General features: G+C 60.1%; 16 protein-coding genes. 6 read left to right on the forward strand and 10 right to left on the reverse strand.

Annotated elements, in window-relative coordinates; translation table 11 throughout:
- Positions 1-41 precede the first annotated feature (41 nt).
- Both Asbog_RS08645 and Asbog_RS08650 read left to right on the forward strand, forming a co-directional pair.
- Entirely contained in the window at positions 42-1,172 is a 1,131-nt protein-coding gene (locus Asbog_RS08645) for an AI-2E family transporter (RefSeq protein ID WP_062164819.1), read from the forward strand.
- A gap of 181 nt (positions 1,173-1,353) precedes the next feature.
- Positions 1,354-2,151: a MerR family transcriptional regulator gene (locus tag Asbog_RS08650; RefSeq protein WP_062164820.1), complete on the forward strand. Its 798-nt coding sequence runs from the start codon at positions 1,354-1,356 to the stop codon at positions 2,149-2,151.
- A 161-nt stretch (positions 2,152-2,312) separates the two neighbouring features.
- Here the strand turns inward: Asbog_RS08650 and Asbog_RS08655 are convergent, their stop codons facing one another.
- The 3 genes from Asbog_RS08655 to Asbog_RS08665 all read right to left on the reverse strand — a co-directional run bounded on the left by Asbog_RS08655 (position 2,313) and on the right by Asbog_RS08665 (position 6,078).
- The gene (locus Asbog_RS08655; protein ID WP_062164821.1) at positions 2,313-2,774 is read right to left on the reverse strand and encodes a hypothetical protein; all 462 of its coding nucleotides are present in this window, start codon (positions 2,772-2,774) and stop codon (positions 2,313-2,315) included.
- On the reverse strand, positions 2,771-3,970 hold the full coding sequence (locus tag Asbog_RS08660) for a DegT/DnrJ/EryC1/StrS family aminotransferase (RefSeq protein ID WP_083510801.1): 1,200 nt from the start codon (positions 3,968-3,970) through the stop codon (positions 2,771-2,773). Before Asbog_RS08660 ends, Asbog_RS08655 begins: the two co-directional genes overlap by 4 nt.
- A gap of 137 nt (positions 3,971-4,107) precedes the next feature.
- The gene (locus Asbog_RS08665) at positions 4,108-6,078 is read right to left on the reverse strand and encodes a polysaccharide biosynthesis protein (RefSeq protein WP_171840682.1); all 1,971 of its coding nucleotides are present in this window, start codon (positions 6,076-6,078) and stop codon (positions 4,108-4,110) included.
- Positions 6,079-6,205: 127 nt separating this feature from the next.
- Here Asbog_RS08665 and Asbog_RS08670 point away from each other — a divergent pair, with 127 nt between their 5' ends.
- Positions 6,206-7,279, forward strand: coding sequence for a glycosyltransferase family 4 protein (locus Asbog_RS08670; protein ID WP_062164822.1), 1,074 nt, complete (start codon positions 6,206-6,208; stop codon positions 7,277-7,279).
- Here Asbog_RS08670 and Asbog_RS08675 read toward each other — a convergent pair.
- The 3 genes from Asbog_RS08675 to Asbog_RS08685 all read right to left on the reverse strand — a co-directional run bounded on the left by Asbog_RS08675 (position 7,236) and on the right by Asbog_RS08685 (position 10,059).
- Entirely contained in the window at positions 7,236-7,802 is a 567-nt protein-coding gene (locus Asbog_RS08675) for a GNAT family N-acetyltransferase (RefSeq protein ID WP_062164823.1), read from the reverse strand. The two genes, Asbog_RS08670 and Asbog_RS08675, sit on opposite strands and share 44 nt — an antisense overlap.
- Positions 7,803-7,972: 170 nt before the next feature.
- The gene (locus Asbog_RS08680) at positions 7,973-8,377 is read right to left on the reverse strand and encodes a MarR family transcriptional regulator (RefSeq protein WP_023978412.1); all 405 of its coding nucleotides are present in this window, start codon (positions 8,375-8,377) and stop codon (positions 7,973-7,975) included.
- Positions 8,378-8,637: 260 nt separating this feature from the next.
- The gene (locus tag Asbog_RS08685; protein ID WP_062165818.1) at positions 8,638-10,059 is read right to left on the reverse strand and encodes a leucyl aminopeptidase family protein; all 1,422 of its coding nucleotides are present in this window, start codon (positions 10,057-10,059) and stop codon (positions 8,638-8,640) included.
- A gap of 108 nt (positions 10,060-10,167) precedes the next feature.
- On the opposite strand from Asbog_RS08685, the gene Asbog_RS08690 reads away from it, so the two are divergent.
- From Asbog_RS08690 to fdxA, 3 genes are all read left to right on the forward strand, one after another.
- A complete protein-coding gene (locus tag Asbog_RS08690) occupies positions 10,168-12,702 on the forward strand; it encodes a helicase-related protein (protein WP_231944549.1) in 2,535 nt (844 codons plus the stop codon).
- A gap of 3 nt (positions 12,703-12,705) precedes the next feature.
- Complete coding sequence (locus Asbog_RS08695) at positions 12,706-12,990, forward strand: RNA-binding S4 domain-containing protein (protein ID WP_062164825.1); 285 nt, start codon at positions 12,706-12,708, stop codon at positions 12,988-12,990.
- Positions 12,991-13,157: 167 nt separating this feature from the next.
- Positions 13,158-13,490, forward strand: coding sequence for a ferredoxin FdxA (gene fdxA / locus Asbog_RS08700; protein WP_023978416.1), 333 nt, complete (start codon positions 13,158-13,160; stop codon positions 13,488-13,490).
- A 269-nt stretch (positions 13,491-13,759) separates the two neighbouring features.
- Here fdxA and cyoD read toward each other — a convergent pair whose 3' ends face one another.
- The 4 genes from cyoD to cyoA are packed head-to-tail and all read right to left on the reverse strand — an operon-like array spanning position 13,760 to position 17,639.
- On the reverse strand, positions 13,760-14,095 hold the full coding sequence (cyoD, locus tag Asbog_RS08705; RefSeq protein WP_062164826.1) for a cytochrome o ubiquinol oxidase subunit IV: 336 nt from the start codon (positions 14,093-14,095) through the stop codon (positions 13,760-13,762).
- A complete protein-coding gene (gene cyoC, locus Asbog_RS08710; RefSeq protein WP_062164827.1) occupies positions 14,095-14,712 on the reverse strand; it encodes a cytochrome o ubiquinol oxidase subunit III in 618 nt (205 codons plus the stop codon). The genes cyoD and cyoC overlap by 1 nt, the downstream gene beginning before the upstream one ends.
- A 2-nt stretch (positions 14,713-14,714) precedes the next feature.
- A complete protein-coding gene (gene cyoB, locus Asbog_RS08715; RefSeq protein WP_035443866.1) occupies positions 14,715-16,703 on the reverse strand; it encodes a cytochrome o ubiquinol oxidase subunit I in 1,989 nt (662 codons plus the stop codon).
- 6 nt (positions 16,704-16,709) lie between these two features.
- Complete coding sequence (gene cyoA / locus Asbog_RS08720) at positions 16,710-17,639, reverse strand: ubiquinol oxidase subunit II (protein ID WP_062164828.1); 930 nt, start codon at positions 17,637-17,639, stop codon at positions 16,710-16,712.
- Between the last annotated feature and the right edge of the window lie 227 nt (positions 17,640-17,866).

Here is a 17,866-nt window from a genome sequence, read left to right on the forward strand (position 1 = left end):
CACCGTTAAAACGAGACAGATTTTTGAAAACAAGAGAGACGATGTCCGAAACCCATCCTGACGACGCCCACGGCGCGGGGCGCGAACTGACACGGATCTTCCGGATCCTGCGTTTTACTCTCATCGTTACAGTTGCCGTGCTCGCCATCTGGCTCATTGGCGACGTGCTGATGGTCGTTTTTGCCGCCACGTTGTTTGCTGTGATCCTGCACGGTCTGGCGCGTATTCTGCGTGACAAGGCCCGTATGCCTTACCAGCTCGCCGTGGGTCTGGTGGCGCTGACGATCCTCCTCGCCATCGCCGCTCTCTTCTTCTTCAGCGGCCCGCAGATTGGTGACCAGTTCGTCAAGCTGAAGCAGGCTTTGATCACGCAGTATGGACAAATACGCGAGCAGATGGGCTCCAGCACGTGGGGCCAGTTTGCCCTTGATCACTTGCCCAAATCGCTTGGTGGGAACGAGGCTGGTAGCGGCCCGTCCCTCGGTGCCGGTCTGGCCAATTCGGTGACGGGTATTCTGAGCAGCGCGTTCGGACTGCTCGGCACGATTGCTGTGATCCTGATCGCCGGACTCTACTTCGCCCTGTCCCCCGCCATCTATGTGGATGGTCTGCTACGCCTCGTGCCCGAGGGCCATCGCCCGGAGGCCCGCAAGCTTCTTCTGACGGCGGGCACGGCGCTGTGGTCTTGGACAATCGGACAGGCCTTTGACATGCTTGCCGTCGGTCTGGCCTCGGGTATCGGGCTGGGCTTTCTTGGCGTTCCCCTTGCGATGGCCCTCGGCGTTGTTGCCGGCCTCTGCAATTTCATCCCCTATATCGGCGCGATTCTCGGCGCGATACCGGCGGTTTTAATCGCCCTTTCCCAGGGCACACGCACTGGCCTTATGGTGGCGGGGCTCTATTGCGTCATCCAGTTCCTGGAGGGCAACGTGCTCGCCCCCCTGATCCAGCGTCACGCCGTTCATATGCCGCCAGCGCTAGCAATTCTCTCACAGACCGTGTTCGGCACCATTCTGGGCGTGCCCGGTCTCATTCTTGCCTCTCCCCTCACCGCAGCCCTGCTTGCCATTGGTGACAAGGGCACGGCGCCGCTCGCCGATGATATGCGTACGGGCGAGGCCATGGGCGATGCGCCGCTTCCGAGCGAGAGCGGAAAACAACAGCACGCCTGACCCTTCACTGACGGGGCGTATTATCACCCCGTCAGTCCAGCCTGCCAGCCGGAGTGATGCCACGAGCTGCGCGCGGCTCTGCCTTCAAATACCAGTCGTCGGATATAGCGTATTTACCTCTTGCTCCTCACACTATGTCAGCATCGCATGGTGATGCCGGACGATAGAGAGGGGCATCGTGATGCGTGATCGATCAATTGGCGAAATGGCTGCCCAAAGCGGGCTGTCGGTACGCAGCTTGCGCCACCTTGAGGAAAAAGGGTTGATCGCCCCACGCCGAACCGAGGCAGGTCGTCGTGTCTACGGCGCGCGGGAAGTGAACCTGATCACCAAGATCCTCCTGCTTCGGCAGACAGGGTACCGGCTATCGGAAATCTCCGCGGTCATGATTGCCCCCTCTCTGGACGCCCGGAGCCTGATCGAAACACAGATCCTGCATCTTGGCGCGAAGCAAAGAGAGATCGAGACCATGCTGCGCCGTCTGCGGCATATGTCCGATCTGCTCAGAACACGCGAAACACCTGATGCTGACCGGCTCTGTTCCCTTATCAAGGAGGCACAGACCATCATGACACAACAGGATCTCAGAACCGTCGCAAAGCAGTATTTCACTGAGGAAGAATGGAATCGCTGGCAGGCGCTCGGGGCCAGACTTTTTCCGGGAGAGACGCGCACCGCCTATGAGCAGAACTGGGCGGCGCTGATCACCCGTGTTGAAGACGCCATCAGACAGGGCGTTGCTCCGGGGTCGCCGCAAGCCTTGTCACTGCTTAATGAGTGGATGACGCTGCAACAGCCGATGGTTGATGCGTTGGGCAAAGACCACTGGAACAAGGCGGCAAAGATGTATGCCGATATGGAAAGCTGGCAGACAGACACAGCCAAGGCACCGTTCAGTGCCGAGGTCTATCGTTTCATGACGGAGACCGGTCGGCTCTCACGCACGGGGGAGAAGCAGGTCTCGCAGGGCCAGCCCTGAATACGCGCACTGTTGGTCCGGGATGGATGTTTTCATTCCGGGCCATGGATGTCGCAATCGTGACGCCTGACACCATGCCTGCAACCGTCACGGGTGTCAGGCTAGAGTGGCAAGCACCGGCCTGAACACCCTTGCAGGTGAACAGGCCACGAAGCTTTTCCTCAGGGAACGTCGGTTTTCTCGAAGCCTTGCCCCTCGATCAGGCGACGCAGAGGCGCCCAACCCTGATCGTCGAAGCTCTGCACCTTGAAACGTGCCTTAGGGTTCGCGCGCGTAATGGCTGTATCATTCCAGTCAGCACCGCTGATACCCGTCCAGAGCGCGAGCTCGAACGGCTCACCATCTGGCAGGTGGGCCTTGATTACCACATCGCCGGTTGAAGGGGCTGGCGAGGTGAGCGGGGCCCAGCCATGCGTATGGCTGTGGAGCCATTCGTTCAGCTGAGCCGTTTCCGCCGCGTCGAGCTTGCGCGTCTGGTTCGTCTGCTCGATCGTCAGTGTCACATCCGAGACGGTCTCGAACCGTACCGGACGCAGAGCCGGCCATGCGAAATACCAGATGAGCGCGACCGTCGAGAGAACAACCGCCAGAAATCCGAAGACGAGAAGGGTTTCTTTCCTCACGCGCCGCGCTCCTGCCTAGCATCGGCTGAACCCGCTTCGCCGCCGGCTCCGGGCGCAGCAAAATAGGACGAGACAGCGCCGATCACTCGGCTGACCTCTTCATCAGTCAGTTCAGGATGAAGCGGCAGGGCCAGAATACGAGAGCCTAGCGTTTCCGAAACTGGCAGCGATACCGTCTCGTCATGATGCTCAGCATAAGCTGGCTGCTCATGCAGTGGGCGCGGATAGTACACAACGCTCGGGACCCCGTGGCGGCCAAGATGTGCCTGCAAGGCATCCCGCGTGGCGGCGTCCGGCAGCAGGATGGAGTAAATGGCCCAGGCGCTTGCACTGTTCTCCACCCGTGCAGGTGTCTGCACAATACCGGAAAGCGCCGCGTCATACGCCTGCGCAATGGCTTCGCGGCGGCCCAGTTCCTCTTCAAACCGGTCGAGCTTCGCCAGAAGAATAGCCGCCTGAAGCGTATCGAGACGTCCATTGAGGCCGATACGCAGAACCTCGTAGCGCGTGCGCCCCTCGCCGTGGGTGCGCAGCGAACGGTACAGCGCCGCACGCTCGGCATCGTCAGTGAGGATGGCACCCCCATCGCCGTAGGCCCCCAGCGGCTTGGACGGGAAGAAGGACAGGGTTGTCGCCATCGCCTCGCGGCCCAGCTTGTGACCGTTCAAAGAGGCGCCAAAGGCCTGGGCGCAGTCAGCGACAAGCAACAGATCCTCCTGCGCGGCAACATCGCGCAGGTTTGCCCAGGGCGCAGGCTGACCGAACAGATCAACGCCAATGATTACGCGAGGCTCAAGCTCTTCCTGCGCGCGTATCGACGCTATGCGGGCGCGCAGATTATCGCAGTCGATCTGGAAACTTGCCGGATCCACATCCACGAAAACCGGGGTGGCGCCAAGCAGCAGCACTACTTCTGCGGTAGCGGTATAAGTGAAGGCCGGCAGGAACACGGCGTCGCCTGGACCAATCTCCTCGGCCATGAGCACCATAAGTAGTGCATCGGTACCGGACGAGACGCTCACCGCATGCGTCGCACCGCTATAGGCGCAGAGCCGTTTTTCGAGCTCCTCAACCTCAGGCCCCATCACGAATTTGCAGTGCTCGAGAACTGTGTCGATCCGCTGCTTCAGCGGCGCGCCGAGGCGCGCCTGTTGTCTGGGCAGGTCAAGAAAGGAGATGGGGGCTTTGTCGCTCATGGCACCTTTTTTTCCATTAACGGCCGCATGAGGCCGGTCCCGTATCGCTAGAGGTTCCGTCAATCGCGGCATAGCCCGAAAGACAGTTTCCGTTGGCCGGGCGCATAGGGAGGCGCGCCCGTACGATCATGCCGGGACTATGACACAGGGTTCGTGTTTTCCGAAGCCTCCGGGCTTTCAGCTTTCTGGATAAACGGGGTGGAATACCGCACCTCACCCAGCGGGTTATGGGCAAATTCGGGCACGAGTTCCTGCATGATCACCAGAGATTGCCCGATATCATCGGCATGGCTGGCCGCCTCGAGCTGCTGAAGCAATGTGCGGGCAGCGTCGAGATCAATCATCCGCGGCGTTGCCATTTTCAGACCCGGCGCATCGGTCGGAACCGGCGCTTCGCGGCCGTGAAACAGCTCCTCATAGAGCTTCTCGCCCGGGCGCAGTCCGGTAAACCGTATGGCGATGTCCTCATCAGGCCTCAGCCCCGCCAGACGCACCATCTGACGCGCCAGATCAAGAATGCGAACCGGCTCGCCCATATCGAGAACAAAGATTCCGCCGCGTTGCAGACGTTGGTCCGTCTCGTCGGCCTCACGCCGCGATGCTGTGCCACGCACACTGGCCTGGAGCACGAGACCCACCGCCTCAGGTACGGTCATGAAATAGCGTGTCATGTCAGGATGCGTGACGGTGAGCGGTCCACCCTGCTCCAGCTGGCGTCGGAAGAGCGGCACGACCGACCCCGTGGAACCAAGGACATTGCCAAAACGCACGGTCACACAGCGGAAATGCGAGCCCTTTGCCTCAGCCTCGCCCATCAGCGCCTGACAGTAGATCTCCGCACAGCGTTTCGTTGCCCCCATGATGCTCGACGGATTGACGGCCTTGTCGCTGGAAATAAGGACCATCGCCCGCGCTCCGTGGCGAATAGCGGCATCGGCCACGATCCGCGTCCCGATCACGTTTGTCAGCACGCCCTCGCAAGGGTTGGCCTCGACAATCGGTACATGCTTGAGCGCCGCAGCATGAAACACGAGCGCCGGACGATAGCGGGCGAACACCTCGTCGATACGCTGGGCATCGCGGATATTGGCCACGATGACCTGACGCTGCACATGGGGGAACAGTTCTGACAATTCCAAATCGATCTGCCAGAGCGCATATTCGCCATGATCCAGCAGGAGCAACGTGGCCGGGCCGAACTGGGCAACCTGACGGGCCAGCTCTGAACCGATTGTCCCACCCGCACCGGTGACCATGACCACCTGCCCCTGGATCAATCGCGCCATGCCTTCACGATCCAGCGGGACTTCCGGCCGGTTCAGCAGGTCCTCCAGTGCAATGGGACGCATCTGGATTTCCTCCGCCGGGGTCAGCCGTGTGAGCGAAGGGGCACGTTGTACCGCAATGCCGTAGCTCTGCCCGGCATCGAGCACGACGGAGAGCTGCGACCCGCGCCATTCGGGATCGGTCACGATCACGCTGTCAGGAAGGGTGTCGTTTTCCTCCATTTCCGCCAGCACGGAGGAAAGATCCTCGGTCACACCGAGAATCGGTACGCCGTGCAGCCGCCGCCCTTGCTGCCCTGGCGACCGGGTAACCAGACCCAGCACCAGATAATGCGCGTCGGATACGCGCTCCAGCGCGCGAAGAAACAGGTCGGCGCTCAGATCCGAGCCCGCAAGCAGAACACGGCGCTTCTGCCCCTGCGCCTGCTGTCGCACCGTCCCGTAAAGGCGCGTCGCAACACGACCGCCTCCAAGACCAACAAGGAGAACGAGCGCGTAGATCAGGGGAAAGGTCGGCGATGGCAGGGGAAAGCCAGAGACCCAAAGCATAAGCGAGAAAAGGGCGGCGCCAGCGATCGAGGCAGCCGCTATACCGCGCAGATCCGCTACGCCTGAAAAACGCCAGTACTGCTGCGGGATACGAAAAGGCAGGCCACTGACGAGCAATGTGATGGCACCGCCCATGATGAACCAGAGTGGATGCAGCAATCCGTCATGAGGGGCGGCCAGAAAACGGGCTACAGGAGCAGCGAGTCCTGATATCAGACCGTCAGCCAGTACATTGACGGCAATGCGCCCTCGCGATCGATGACGCCGCGTCAAGGATGAGGGGACAGGGCTATGAGATTGTTGCTTCGCGTTCACACGACACTTATAGCCGCAAAAAAACTTTTGTCGCGATGGGCAGTCGTCACGTCAGGCCCTGCCCGCTGAAAAACTTCCGGATCCGATGATGATACCCCTGATCCTCTGTTGTGCTGCCACGGCCTGTATCAGTGCTGCCCTTGTTGTTTACATGATCCGTGTCGGGGTCATGGATATGCCGGGCCATCGCAGTTCACATACGCGCCCTACCCCCAAAGGGGGTGGCATTGGCATCATCACGGGGTTCCTGCTCGTCTTTCCCCTGTCGCAACTCTGGACGCAGGGCGATCTGCCGGGCCCGGCGCTTCTTCTGCCTCTTCTCGCCGTGGCCTTGCTCGCTTTCTTTTCCTGGCTTGACGATATCCACTCCTATCGCGCCTCGCTCAAGCTGGGCGTTCAGGGCATCGCCGCCCTGATGACGCTGGCGGGCGTGGCGCTCACCTCACTCCCGGGTTCCGGCTCTAGTGTAATCGGCGACGTAATCTCGGGCAGAAGTGCTCTCCCTTACATTCCGGACTATCTCGCGCCAGGCTGGGTCATCGTGGCTCTTGCTATCGGCATCGGCTTCCTTTGGCTCGTTTTCACGACCAATGCCCTGAACTTCATTGATGGCCTGAATGGCCTTGCCTCCGGCGTAATGGCCATTACGGCTTTGGCGCTTACGCTCCTGTTCAGCCACGCGGGGAGACCCGGCTTTACCCATGCAGCGCTTCTTCTGGCTGTTGCACTCCTGGTGTTCCTGCCCTTCAATTTCCCCAAGGCGCGTATCTTCATGGGTGATGTCGGCAGTCAGGGTGCAGGACTGACTTTGGCATGGCTCGGTATCGAGGCCGCCTGCACAACACCCTGCCCCCTTATCGTACCCTTCATGCTGGGTGGGGTGCTCTATGACGTTGCCTTTACGCTGATCCGTCGTGCGATTGCAGGTGACCCGCTGGCACAGGCCCATCGAAGCCATCTTTACCAGCTCGCAGCGCGCAGCGGCGTTTCACCAACGCTTGTAAGCCTCTTGCACTGGGCCTTCGCCCTATGGGGCGCAGCTGTCGCCGTGACCCCCTTGCCTATTGCCGCTCAGTTGATCCTCGTCCTGGCCCCGCAACTGATCTGGACAGGCTTCACCCTGCATCGGGCACGGGCGCATGATCTGGGCAAATGGTGACGCCGCCACGCTGACGTTCGAGGACGTCGATGACAGAGCCCAGATAATGGGTTCGGGCCAGCGGCCTGAAGCCATGCCGCCTGGCCAGCTTCATGGAGGCCAGATTATCCGGATCGATGATGCAGCGAGCGACCCGGTGATCGGTCTGGGTATCGAGCCAGTCCAGAGCGGCGGCCACACCCTCACCCCCATACCCGCTGCCATGACACCATGAGGCGAGCACCCAGCCAGCCTCGGGATAGCCATCGAGTGACGGCTCGATTCCCCGCCTTGCCTCGCCGAACCCGATCGTACCGACAAAATGCCCGGTAAGGCGTTCCCTCACGCACCAATAGCCGTAACCGAGTATTCCCCAGTACCCACGATACCGTATCAGCCGGTCCCAGGACTCATTGCGCGACGCAGGCTGACCGCCTGTATAGCGTGTCACGACCGGGTCGGCGCGCATGTCCGCAAGCGCCTCGAAATCCTGCCGGGCAGGAAGCCGAAAACACAGATTAGTCGTGTCGAACTCGCGCGTCATGGCTTTCCCCCTTTATGGATACGTCGGATGCCACGGTCGTGGGAGACACCGGCCAAAACTATCCGAGAACCTCAGATCGCTGGCACCCAAACAAAAAAAACCGCCCCCTTTTCAGGAGGCGGCTTTTAAAACCAACGTCAGGCATGCGCCTGCTGAACAACCTGAATTGTTCAGCCAGCAATGCGACGCACGGTCATACGCTCAACCGTGCCGCGACCGGTCTTGGCAGCCGGCTTGACCGTGCCCGAAGCCTCGCTCATGAGCGAGCGCATTTCACGAAGGAAAGCCGAGCCCTTGAGTGTGCGCTGCACGAGAACCGAGCGGCGATCGAGCGGATCGACCTTGCGACGCGCCAGATCGAGCTCACCCAGACGATCAAGAGCACGGGTGATGGCAGGCTTGGAGACATTGAGTTCCTGTGCCAGACCGCGAACCGTGTGGGCGCCATCCTGCAGGTAGCAGGTTAGAAAAACGCCGAGCTGGCGCGCGGAGAGATCAGGACCGTCCTTGCGCACGAGCGAAACGATCGTGTCACGAAGAAGGTTGAGCATCTGGTCATTCTGTGCCTGGGCCATCGAAAAAACTCCTCAATGCATCGCGCATCTGGCGCGGCTAATGGTCTTACCCGTCGCCCAAGTAAGCCACCCTGAAAACACCTTGCGGATATTTCAGGGATGCCACGCCTTGGGTGCGTGTCCTGAAGGCGCTTGCTTTAGGAACGAAGCGGGTTACATCCCGATTAGCGTTGCATTCCTACAACATGCGTCGAACGATACGCATCCATATAGGTTCGTTTTTGTAATCGGTTTAGTATCTTTTTGTTGAAAGTCAGTGACTAAGCTGAGCCCGACCCTACTCTTTCATTAATCATTCGTAATGTTGCGATTGTCAGAGCACGCAGGGCGAGTGTCTCTCCCCCCTCTGGACGCCCGGTTCTTGCGCCGTCATTCCAGGCATAAGTGTCTATATGTGCCCATTTTACAGTGGGTTCGACGAAATGCTGAAGGAACAGGGCGGCCGTAATCGCCCCCGCCATCGGTTTGTCCGTCACATTGCCAAGATGGGCATTTTTGCGGCGGAGCCATGCGTCGTAGCCATGCCAGAGTGGCAATTGCCACATGGCATCGCCGGTCTCATGACCTGATTCGAGCAAAATCTGCGACCATTCCGGATCGTTACAGAACAGCGCAGGCAAGTCAGGGCCCAGCGCGACACGGGCCGCACCCGTCAGAGTCGCCGCATCCAGCAGCCAGTCAGGTCGGGACTCGCAAGCCTCGGTCAGCAAGTCGCTAAGCACCAGGCGCCCCTCAGCATCGGTATTACCCACCTCAACCGTCAGGCCTGCGCGCGTCGTCAGAATATCGCCCGGCCTCATGGCATGGCCGGAGATGCTGTTTTCGACGCAGCCAAGACGCAATTCCAGACGCAATGGAAGGTCTTGCGCCATGATCACATGCGCCAGAGACAGCATCAGGGCAGCGCCACCCATATCCTTTTTCATGCGCAGCATGCCGCTCGCGGGCTTGATGTCATATCCGCCAGTGTCGAAGCAGACGCCCTTGCCAACCAGAGAGAGCAGCGGCGCATCGGCTCCGGCAGCGCTGCCCTGCCATGTCATCCTGAACACTTGCGCCGGGCGATCTGACCCCGAGCCTACAGCCGCAAGGCAGGGATAGGCCCGCTCAAGAGCCTCGGCGCTTATGATCTCGCTCGAAGCGTTGTGAAGTCGGGCCACAGCCTCAGCCCTTTGCGCCAACTCCACCGGCCCTAGCAGATTGGCAGGCATATTCACCAGATCGCGGCCGAGCCATGTCGCCTGAGCAAGCGCGACGGCGCGACCTGTATCGCACTCTGGAGGCAGAACCAGGCGCACCGTATTCTCGCTCGCCGGGCCTATCGCGTAGTGATACGCCCCCATGCAAAAGCCCAGCATCACATCCTGCATAATCCCCGGGCGCAACCCGGTATAATCGGGTGCGACAGAAGGAACCCAGTCACCGGGGGGCAAGCCCGTGGCCAGCACACCGAACCGCGCGGCATCGCATGATTGCGGATCATCCAGATAGATTGCGTGACTGACGCCCGCCGCGCCGGGGACGAGATAAAGACGTCCTGCCAGAGGCTCCCCGGCCATTTCGCGCAGGGCGGCGCCGTGTCCATGAAGCAATGCCTCGAGATCCTGCCCGACAGGCACGATATGGAGGAGTCTCGCCGCGTCGGCGCTCGTCGTCAGGCAAAGCTCTTCGGGGTTGCGCATGGTTTTCTGCCTTTCTGCTGATCTTCCGATGGAGGATCGGATCCGCACAAGCTGTGCCAGTGGCGGTGGCGTCTTGCAATTCGGTCGCTCATGCACAAGCATCGTATCATGAAGTCCCAGCTCCATCTCATGCCCCGCCGAATTCGTGCCGTGCTGGGACCGACCAATACCGGCAAGACCCATTATGCGCTCGAGCGCATGCTGGCGCATGAATCTGGCATTATCGGCTTCCCCCTGCGTCTGCTGGCGCGCGAAAATTACGAGCGCATGGTGCGCCTCAAGGGCGCGCGCCATGTGGCGCTCATCACGGGTGAGGAAAAAATCGTTCCCCCCGATGCAAAGTGGTTTTCCTGCACGACTGAGGCCATGCCCCTCACGCGCAAGGTCGAGTTCGTGGCCGTGGACGAGATCCAGCTCAGCAGCGACCCCGATCGTGGGCACGTCTTCACTGACCGGCTGCTGAATGCGCGTGGCAATGTGGAGACCCTGTTCCTCGGTGCGGAAACCATGCGCCCTCTTCTGCAACGCCTTGTGCCCGGCATCGAGATCGACACGCGCCCTCGCCTATCGAGTCTGGTCCATACGGGTCATACCAAACTCTCGCGGCTCCCTGCCCGCTCGGCCATCGTCGCGTTCTCGGCTGCCGAGGTCTACGCCATTGCGGAGATCATACGACGTCGACGGGGCGGATGCGCGATCATCATGGGGCAGCTCTCGCCGCGCACCCGCAATGCACAGGTCGAGCTCTATCAGAACAAGGATGTTGATTATCTCGTTGCGACCGATGCCATAGGCATGGGGCTGAACATGGACGTGAACCATGTTGCGCTGGCATCGCTCACAAAGTTCGACGGCGCCTCGCTTCGGCCACTGACAGCCCAGGAATGTGCCCAGATTGCCGGTCGCGCCGGGCGCGGCATGAAGGATGGCACATTCGGCACGACTGCCGAGGCACGTCCGATGTCAGAGTCGCTCGTCGATGCGATTGAAGCGCACCGCTTTGACCCGGTCGAGCGTGTGAGCTGGCGCAATGCGGCTCTCGATTTTACCTCCCCCGACGCCCTTTATGCGAGCCTCAACGCATCACCACCCAAACGCGGTCTGGTGGCGGGCCGCCCTGCTTCCGATGTGCTGACGCTCGAGAGCCTTTCGGGTGAGCGCGATATCCGCGAGGCAGCGCGAGGCAGGAAGGCCACAGCCCTGCTATGGGAAGTGTGCCAGATTCCCGATTTTCGTAAACTGGGTGACGATTCCCATGTGCGGTTGTGCCATCGTCTCTTCATGCATCTCCTGCAGGATGGAGGCATCCCTGGCGCGTGGTTCGACGCCCATATTTCCGGGTTTTCGCGCCTCGATGGCGATATCGACACGCTGATGCATCGCCTTACCGGCATCAGGATCTGTGCCTATGTGGCGGCGCGCAGTGACTGGAGCGATCGGGCAACCCATTGGCAGGAACGCACCCGAGAAGTCGAGGATCTGCTGTCAGACGCGCTGCATGAACGCCTGACAGCCCGGTTTGTCGATCGGCGCGCCACATCCCTCCTGCGTCGTCTCGATAGTGACGGCACACGGGACCTGCTTTCTGCCGTGACCCGTGAGGGGCAGGTGATTGTCGAGGGCCACGCCGTCGGCACCATAGAGGGTTTCACCCTGAAGCCCGATCGCGAAGAGGCCCTTCCCGAACGCAAGCTTATGCTGCGTGCAGGACGGCGTGCGCTGCTGCACGAAATTCCGCGACGCGTGCAGGCCCTTGTCTCCGCCTCCGACGACACCCTCTCGCTGGATGCGACCAATGGCCATATTGCCTGGGACGGCGTGGTTATCGCGCGCCTCGCCCGTGGCACAGCTCTCCTCGCGCCTTCCGTACAAATTCTGGGTGGGGAATTTGCTGACACGAAGCAGCGCGATCTCGTTCAGGAGAGGCTCACGGCGTTCGCAGCTACCCATATCCGCACGACGCTGGCCCCTCTATACGCGCTGGCTGCGCAGCCCCGCCCTACGCCTGCCCTGCGCGGCCTCACCCATCGCCTGATGGAATACGGTGGTGTTGCCCCCCTGATGCCTGGCGAACCCGCCAGCCACGGAACGCAGGTGCTTGGCCACCTGCGACGTCTGGGGATCCTGTTCGTCCCGCAGGGCGTCTTCATGCCTGTCTTGCTCAAGCCTGCCGCCATGACCCTGCGCTCGTTGTTGCTCGGTCTGTGGCATCGCCACGCCAGTCAGAACCCTGACGCCCGGCAGATAACGATTGCCCTCCCGGGCACAGCGCCAATTGCCTCTGCGGGCTGGGCCTGGGCTGGCGGAAACTGGATGCGGCTGGATCGTGTGGAAAAGCTGCTGGGCGAGGTGCATCGCCTGACACGACAAGGCCCCTGCCCCGTGCCGAACGATCTCGCGCAGCGCTACGGGCTGAACAAGACACAGCTACCGGAGATTTTGTCCGGACTGGGCATACGCCTGCGCGTGGCTGCACCTTTGTCGTCAGGGCAATTCGGGCCGCCCGCGCCCCTCATGCTTTCGGCGGTGAAACCATTGGCAAAACACCGCCGTCATTCGGGCAAGCGAGCGCCCGCAAGGCCCGCTCCCCCCTCTGACAGCCCCTTCGCCGCGCTGGCCCGGCTGGGTCTGGGCGGGAGATGATCCATGTCTGATGCGGAGCGTGATTATCAGCGGCTCGATCTGTGGCTGTGGCATGCCCGGGTGTGCCGCCAGCGGCAGGATTGCGCCGCGCTGGTGGAAAAAGGACGCATCAGGATCAATCGTCAGGTAACGACAAAGCCCCATAGCAAGATACGTGTGGGCGATGTGTTGGGACTCCCCGGTCATCCGCGCCCCGAGGTCCGTATCTGGCGTGTTCTCGCCCTCGCCGAACGCCGGGGTTCTGCCACCGAGGCCGCCCTGCTTTACGAGGTTATTGGCGAGGACTGAGCCCACAAGGCAAATTTGCCGTGGCTTGCCGTAAACATATGCTTGCCAGAGACCGAAACTTCCGCCTATCTGCGGCATCCCTTATTGGAAAATCCCAGACGGCGTCTCTCTATTGCCTCCCGGGATCCTCTCGGGCCTTTGGCCCCAGCTTAAGATCGGAGACACCTATGGCCTATGTGGTCACCGAAAACTGCATACGCTGCAAATACACGGATTGCGTTGAAGTCTGTCCGGTTGACTGCTTCTATGCAGGCGAGAACTTCCTCGTAATCAACCCCGATGAGTGCATCGATTGTGGCGTTTGCGAACCCGAATGCCCTGCTGAGGCCATTGTGCCCGACAGCGACGACCGTGCGACGCCGTGGCTCGAGGTTAACAGCAAATATGCTGCCGTGTGGCCCAACATCACACGCAAGATCGACGCCATGCCGGATGCCGATGAGTGGAAAGATAAACCCGGCAAGGATGCCATGCTCTCGCCGGAGCCGCACAAGGACTGAGAGACGCAACGCGTTTCTGAGAGGGGCCCGATCAATGATTGGGCCTTTTTTGTATCTGTCATCCGTGTCGCCTGCGCGGCAGCCCGTTGCAGTTCCCCCGACCACTGGCAGACGAGACCGTAGCTCTGTCACGGCAGGCAAAGCCGCCGCAGGGCAACGCTGCCAAAAGAAAAGGCCCGGAGGATTTCTCCCCCGGGCCTTTTCCGTTTCACCGGCATGATCAACTTCCGGCGTATCCCTGAGAGGAAGACGCTGGAAGACAGATCGCGTCAGCGCGACATCATGTTCATGCTGACATCGTGGATGATGAAGATCGTTCCACCGATGATGATCAGCACGCAGATGACCGCGAAGGCAAATGCCGTGTTGTTCCAGGATTGGCTCGAGCTGCTGTTCATGTGCAGGAAGTAGATCAGATGCACAAAGATCTGAACCACGGCCAGCGCGGCGATGACACCGAAGGTCACGCCGGGGGTCATGAGGTGCATCTCGACGATAGCGAAAGCCGCCACCGTCAGGATGGCCGCAATCACGAAGCCGATGATGTACGAGGCGAAGCTGCCGTGAGACTCGCCTTCGTGTTGATGGGTCGATGCTTGGCTCATCAGATCACACTCAACAGATAAACGAAGGTGAACACGCAGATCCAGACGATATCCAGGAAGTGCCAGAAGAGGCTCAGGCACTGGAGCTTGTCCATATAGCGTGTGCTGAAAACCTGCGCGCTGAAGCTCTGGACCATGATAACAGCGATCCAGACCAGACCACAGGTCACGTGAAGACCATGCGTCGCCACCAGCGTGAAGAAAGCGGAAAGGAACGCAGAGCGATCCGGTCCGGCGCCTTCATGGATAAGGTGAGCGAATTCGCGGATTTCGAGAACAAGGAAGCCGAGGCCGAGCACGAAGGTGATGGCGAGCCATGCAAGCATGGCGCCCTGCTTGCGGGCATAAGCCGAAAGCATACCGAAACCGAAGGTGATCGAGCTGAGCAGGAGGAGGGCTGTTTCCAGCCCTACCCCGTTCAGATCAAACAGCTCCTTGCCCGTCGGGCCACCAGCGAACTGGGTGCGCATGACAGCGAAGGTGGCGAACAGCGTCCCGAAAAGGAGGCAGTCCGTCATCAGGTAGATCCAGAAACCAAACACGTTGTTCGTGTTGTGGTGTTCGTGATCATCGATGCCGTGTGCGGTGCCGTGCGGCGTTGCTGAGATATTTGCCATTGTTATTCTGCCGCCTGTGCTGTCAGCGAGCGGACATAATTTTCCTGGTCGCGTTCGATTTCGCTAACCGGGACATAGTAGTCCACATCATTGTTGAAGCTGCGCAGGATGACCGTCGCGAACACGCCGATAAGGGCGAGTGCGGCAAGCCACCAGATGTACCAGATCGCTGCGAAACCAAGCACGAAGCTGAAGGCACCGACAAAGAAGCCGGCAGCCGTGTTCTTCGGCATATGGATCGGTGCGAGCACCTTACCCTCATAGCTGCGACGGCCCATCTGCTTCTCGGTATGGAACGTATCGATACCGTGAACGTCAGGAAGGACGGCGAAGTTATAGGCGGGCGGGGGCGAGGACATCGACCATTCGAGCGTACGTGCGTTCCACGGATCACCCGTGAAGTCACGGTTCTCGGCCAGGTTACGATCGCGGATCGAGACGTAGATCTGCATCAGCTGGCAGACAACACCCACTGCAATGACGGCAGCGCCGGCAGCAGCGATGAGCATCTGAACATGCCAGTCAGCATTGTCGTAATGGTTCATACGACGGGTCATACCTTCGAAGCCGGCAATATAGAGCGGCACGAACGCAAGGTAGAAACCGACGAACCAGCACCAGAAGGCGCGCTTGCCCCAGGACTCGTTCATCTTGAAGCCGAGAACCTTCGGCCACCAGAAGTTCAGACCTGCGACATAACCGAAATACACACCGCCGATGATGACGTTGTGGAAGTGAGCGATCAGGAACAGCGAGTTATGCAGCACGAAGTCGGCTGCCGGCATCGCCATCATGACGCCCGTCATGCCACCGATGGAGAAGGTGACCATGAAGCCGATGACCCAGTACATGATGCCGTTGAACTGAATACGGCCCTTGTACATGGTGAACAGCCAGTTGAAGATCTTCACGCCCGTCGGGACGGCGATGATCATCGTGGCAACACCGAAGAAGGCATTGACGTTCGGGCCTGCGCCCATGGTGAAGAAGTGGTGAGCCCAGACGATGAAGGACAGAACGCCGATCGCAAGCGTGGCGTAAACCATCACGCGGTAGCCAAACAGGGGCTTGCGCGAGAATGTCTGGGTGATCTCCGAGAACACACCGAAGGCCGGCAGAACCAGGATGTAAACTTCCGGGTGACCCCACGTCCAGATGAGCGAGAGATACAGCTGAACGCTGCCGCCGCCATCATTGGTGAAGAAGTGCATACCCAGATAACGGTCAAGCGCGAGCTCGGCCAGGGTGACCGTCAGAACCGGGAAGACTGCCATGATCAGAACGACCGTGACGAAAGCCGTCCAGGTGAACACGGGGAGCTGCATCCAGCCCATGCCCGGAGCGCGCATCTTCACGATGGTGACGAAGAAGTTTACTCCAGTCAGCAACGTACCGACACCGGCAAGCTGCACGGCCCAGATGTAGTAATCCACACCAACGCCAGGGCTGAACTGCTGCTCGGACAGCGGCGGATAGACCAGCCAGCCGCACTGAGCGAATTCACCGATGAAGAGCGATACGTTGATCAGAACAGCGCTGATCGTGGTCATCCAGAAGCTCAGCGAGTTCAGGAACGGGAACGCCACGTCGCGTGCGCCGATCTGCAGCGGCACGATGACATTGAGCAGACCCGTCATGAACGCCATGGCCATGAAGAAGATCATGATGGTGCCATGGGCGGAGAAGATCTGGTCGTAATGGTGAGGGGGCAGATAGCCCGGGTTGCCATTATAGGCCAGAGCGAGCTGGCTGCGCATCATGATGGCGTCGGCAAAGCCGCGGAACAGCATGACGAGGGCCAGTACGATGTACATGATACCCAGACGCTTGTGGTCGACCGAGGTCAGCCATTCACGCCACAGATAGCCCCATTTGCCGAAATAGGTGATGGCACCCAGAACGGCGAGCGCGACGATAACTACACCTGAGAACGTGCCGACGAGAATGGGCACGTCCAGCGGTATCGCCGAAAGTGTTAACTTACCTAGCATGTGTCCCTATTCCTTCATCTGCATGTCGGACATGGCGGACTGCATGTGCATGACCTGACCCGTCGACTTGTCGATGACCATACCGTTGTTATACTTGGCCACGATGCTGTCGAAGAGGTTCGGCTGAACATGCGCGAAATACTTGACCGGTGCTGCTTCCTGCGGAGCGGCAACCTGCGGATAGTCGGCTGAGTCGAGCGAGTCAGACGCGCCCTTCACCTTTTCCACCCACTGGTTGAAATCCTCATCCGTCATGGCGAGCGTGCGGAACTTCATGTCAGAGAAGCCGCGACCCGTGTAGTGCGCTGCTTCGCCCAGGTAATCGCCCGGCGCACTGGCCAGAAGATGGAGCTGCGTCTGCATGCCAGCCATGGCATACACCTGCGAGCCCAGACGCGGGATGAAGAACGACGTCATGACCGAGTCAGAGGTGATGCGGAAGTTGATCGGCGTATTGACCGGCACCGCAAGCTGGTTGACCGTTGCAACACCCTGGTCGGGGTAGATGAACAGCCATTTCCAGTCGAGTGCGACAACTTCGACATTCAGAGGCTTGCGCCCTGCCGCCTCAGCCGAATGCAGCGGGCGATAGGGGTCGAGCGTATAGCTCGTGATGATCGCGATCGCGCCGAGGATGACGATCACAACAGCCGGGACGCCCCAGACGAAGAATTCGATCTTCGTCGAGTGATCCCAGTTCGGCAGATACTCAGCCGATGTGTTGCTCTCGCGATACTTCCAGGCGAAGTACAGTGTCATGATGATGACAGGGATGACGATGCAGAGCATCACACCCAGTTCGATCAGGATGACGTTACGGTTCTGAAGCCCAACCGGGCCACGCGGATCGAGAAGATCGAGCGTACAACCGGAGAGGAAAAACGCCGGCGCCAGCGGCAGTAGCCGCCGCAACTTCGGCAAGAGTCTATTGTTCATTGTCTGCCCCGCTCGTTGAACCGACCGTCAAGCTTTTTGGCTGCGCTACGCTGCCGCTGAACCCGACCACGGCTTGGTCGAACATGGCGACAACACCTTCAGGGGATGTCATCCATCTCTCCTATTCCAGTGAACGATACGTATCGCGCCGCAACGTGACATCATCATACGACCGGGATCGTATGAAGACGTAACGTTACGTCTGCCGGTGGCTCTGAACGCTCCGA

The organism is Asaia bogorensis NBRC 16594 (assembly GCF_001547995.1).
GTDB classification, from domain to species: domain Bacteria; phylum Pseudomonadota; class Alphaproteobacteria; order Acetobacterales; family Acetobacteraceae; genus Asaia; species Asaia bogorensis.